Source organism: Porphyromonas sp. CAG:1061 (genome assembly GCF_000435035.1).
Taxonomy (GTDB): Bacteria; Bacteroidota; Bacteroidia; order Bacteroidales; family Porphyromonadaceae; genus Porphyromonas_A; species Porphyromonas_A somerae.
The window spans coordinates 1,716-4,797 of record NZ_HF988866.1 but is presented as its reverse complement, the minus strand read 5'-3'; the positions used below and the strand labels follow the sequence as shown (position 1 = coordinate 4,797).

General features: G+C 47.7%; 2 protein-coding genes and 1 tRNA gene. 2 read left to right on the top strand and 1 reads right to left on the bottom strand.

All coding sequences use genetic code 11. The features are described from left to right. Positions 1–98: 98 nt before the first annotated feature. Together QVO39_RS01810 and eno are read left to right on the top strand one after the other, a co-directional pair. Positions 99–170: transfer RNA gene (locus tag QVO39_RS01810), tRNA-Met, on the top strand. Positions 171–584: 414 nt separating this feature from the next. Continuing rightward, entirely contained in the window at positions 585–1,865 is a 1,281-nt protein-coding gene (gene eno, locus QVO39_RS01805) for a phosphopyruvate hydratase (RefSeq protein ID WP_021902767.1), read from the top strand. 69 nt (positions 1,866–1,934) lie between these two features. Here the strand turns inward: eno and QVO39_RS01800 are convergent. Continuing rightward, the coding region (locus QVO39_RS01800) for an energy transducer TonB (RefSeq protein ID WP_288171511.1) at positions 1,935–3,082 on the bottom strand (1,148 nt) is incomplete at its 5' end.

Sequence of the window (3,082 nt, the reverse complement as noted above, 5' to 3'; positions counted from 1 at the left end):
TGCGAGAATGGCACTTCGTGCAACATTCTCTTTTTAGAGGGAAAAGGGGCAAGGATTTGTTAGTGTCGAAAATTAATACTACCTTTGCATTTAGAAATCGCGGGGTGGAGCAGTGGTAGCTCGTTGGGCTCATAACCCAAAGGTCATAGGTTCGATCCCTATCCCCGCAACTAATTGAAAAGAGGCTAGCTTCATAAGAAGTTAGCCTCTTTTACTTTTATGAGACTGTTGCACGAAGGCGATCTGCTACGCCTAGGCTTCCGTAAGGATGCCAAGGTACATAAAGTTGCTTTCGGAGTTCGGTCTTGGTCACGTACGTGAGTACGCTCCCTTCGGCCCGTTAGGGCCTTGGTGCCCTACGTGCACCTTGCCCTCATCCTCAGGCCTTGCATTTCATCCTTCGTGCAAAGTCTCAGCACATTTGAAGCCAATGTGCGAGAAAGGCACTTCGTGCAACATTCTATGTGAGGGATTAATTCTATATTTTTCACTTCCTTAATCAGCGAATAGGGAATTATTTATGTATCTTTGTGGGTGAAAAGTAAGTAAGAAGGTTTATAAACTTATTAGGTAAAAAAGAGATTATGGAGATTATCAGTATTCATGGACGAGAGATTCTTGACTCTCGCGGAAATCCCACGGTTGAAGTAGACGTAGCACTTGCATGTGGTGCCTTTGGTAGGGCAGCTGTGCCAAGTGGAGCTTCTACAGGCGAGCACGAGGCATTGGAGCTTCGTGATGGTGATAAGTCACGCTACCTTGGTAAGGGGGTGACAAAGGCTGTGGAGAATATCAATAATATTATTGCACCTGCTTTGATTGGTGCCGATGCAAGCAATCAACGTTTGATCGATAAGATGATGATTGATCTTGATGGTACTCCTACTAAGAGCAAGCTGGGTGCTAATGCGATCCTAGGCGTGTCACTAGCTGTGGCTAAGGCTGCTGCTGATGCACTTTGTATGCCACTTTATCGCTATATCGGTGGTACCAATGCACACATTTTACCAGTCCCAATGATGAATATCATCAATGGTGGTAGCCACTCTGATGCCCCTATCGCATTCCAGGAGTTTATGATTCGCCCTATCGGAGCTACCAACATGAAGGAGGCAGTTCGTATGGGTGCGGAGATTTTCCATGAACTTAAGACGGTACTCCACGATCGTGGACTTAGCTCTGCAGTAGGAGATGAGGGTGGTTTTGCCCCTGCTCTGGATGGTACTGAGGATGCTCTGGGTTGTATCCTTAAGGCTATTGATCTTGCAGGGTACAAGGCTGGTGAACAGGTGACTATTGCTCTTGACTGTGCTTCGAGCGAGTTCTATGAGGATGGTATCTACAACTACGCTAAGTTTGAGGGATCAAATGGTGCTAAGCGTAATCGTGAGGAGCAAGTTGCTTATCTTGTAGAGCTAATCAATAAGTTCCCAATCGATTCTATTGAGGATGGTATGAGCGAGAACGACTGGGAGGGCTGGAAGCTACTTACCGAGGCTATTGGCGACAAGTGCCAGTTGGTGGGTGACGACCTCTTCGTGACCAATGTGGACTTCCTCCGCCGTGGTATCGCTGAGAGGTGTGGCAATTCTATCCTCATCAAGGTGAATCAGATCGGTACCCTTACCGAGACCCTTGATGCTATTGATATGGCACACCGCCATGGCTATACTACTGTTACTAGCCACCGCTCTGGTGAGACTGAGGATGCCACTATTGCTGATATCGCTGTGGCAACCAACTCTGGTCAGATCAAGACTGGTTCTATGAGCCGCTCCGATCGTATGGCTAAGTACAACCAGTTGCTCCGTATTGAGGAGGAGCTTGGTGAGGTAGCACAGTTCGGTTACCAGCGTATTAGGTAAGCTGATTTATACATAAGTGAATGGGCTAGATCATCATCGGATGGTCTAGCCCATTTCATTTACTTGAGGTTATTTGGTGGGTGCTGTGGCAGGCTTAGGGAGCTTGAAGCTGACAGGGATGGTAAAGCGGACTCTTACTGGCTGGCCATCCTGCATACCTGGCTTCCAGTTGGGCATGGCATTGACCACTCTTAGCGCTTCGTTGTCTAGTAACGGATCTATGCTCCTAATGACTTTGGCATTGGAGACGGATCCATCCTTCTCTATGACGAATGAGACCATCACACGCCCCTCAACCTTGGCATCAACTGCCTCCTTGGGGTATTGGATATTTTGGCCAAGCCACTCCATCATTGCCTTTCCTCCTCCTGGGAATTCAGGCATATCATCTAGGTACTCAAAGACCTTTTCCTCTTGCACTGCTGGCTGGGCAAACTTAAAGCTGACTGGAAGAGTAAACTGGCATCTTGCTGGTTGACCATCCTGCATACCTGGTTTCCAGTTGGGCATCGCACTGACTACTCTTAGAGCCTCCTTATCTAGTGACTCGTGCACGCCCTTTGTTACTTTGGCATTGGAGATAGAGCCATCCTTCTCAATGATGAATGAGACGATCACACGTCCCTCAATATTGCCGTCAACAGCTTCCTTTGGGTATTGTATATTTTGGCTGAGCCACTGCATCATTGCTGCTTGCCCTCCTGGAAACTCAGGCATATCATCTAGGTAGTCAAAGACCTTTCCCTCTTGCACTGCAGGCTGTGCAAACTTGAAGTTGATTGGCACGAAAAAACGAGTCCTTGCAGGTTGCCCAGCTTGCATGCCAGGTTTCCACTTAGGCATGGCATTGACTATTCTTAGAGCCTCCTTATCTAGTGATTCGTACACCCCTTTCTTTACTTCCGCATTGGAGATGGAGCCATCCTTCTCGACAATAAATGATACCACTACACGCCCCTCTATCTTGGCATCTATCGCATCCTTAGGGTACTGTATGTTGTGGCTGAGCCACTGCATCATTGCTTTTCCTCCACCAGGGAATTCTGGCATTTTATCTAGCTTTTCGAAGACCTTGTCTTTGGTCGGTGGCGGAGCCACTTCTGTGATGGTGCTTGCTTTGGCTTGCTTGATAGTAACCATCTGAGTACCGAGTGCCAAGAAGGCAAGTACCGGAAGTGCCGAAAGTGCGTAAACTATGGCTAGTTTCTTGTTGGTTT

What these genes read in the sequence shown, in the direction of transcription:
- eno (WP_021902767.1), top strand. Translation starts at nt 585, where the DNA reads ATGGAGATTATCAGTATTCATGGACGAGAGATTCTTGACTCTCGCGGA.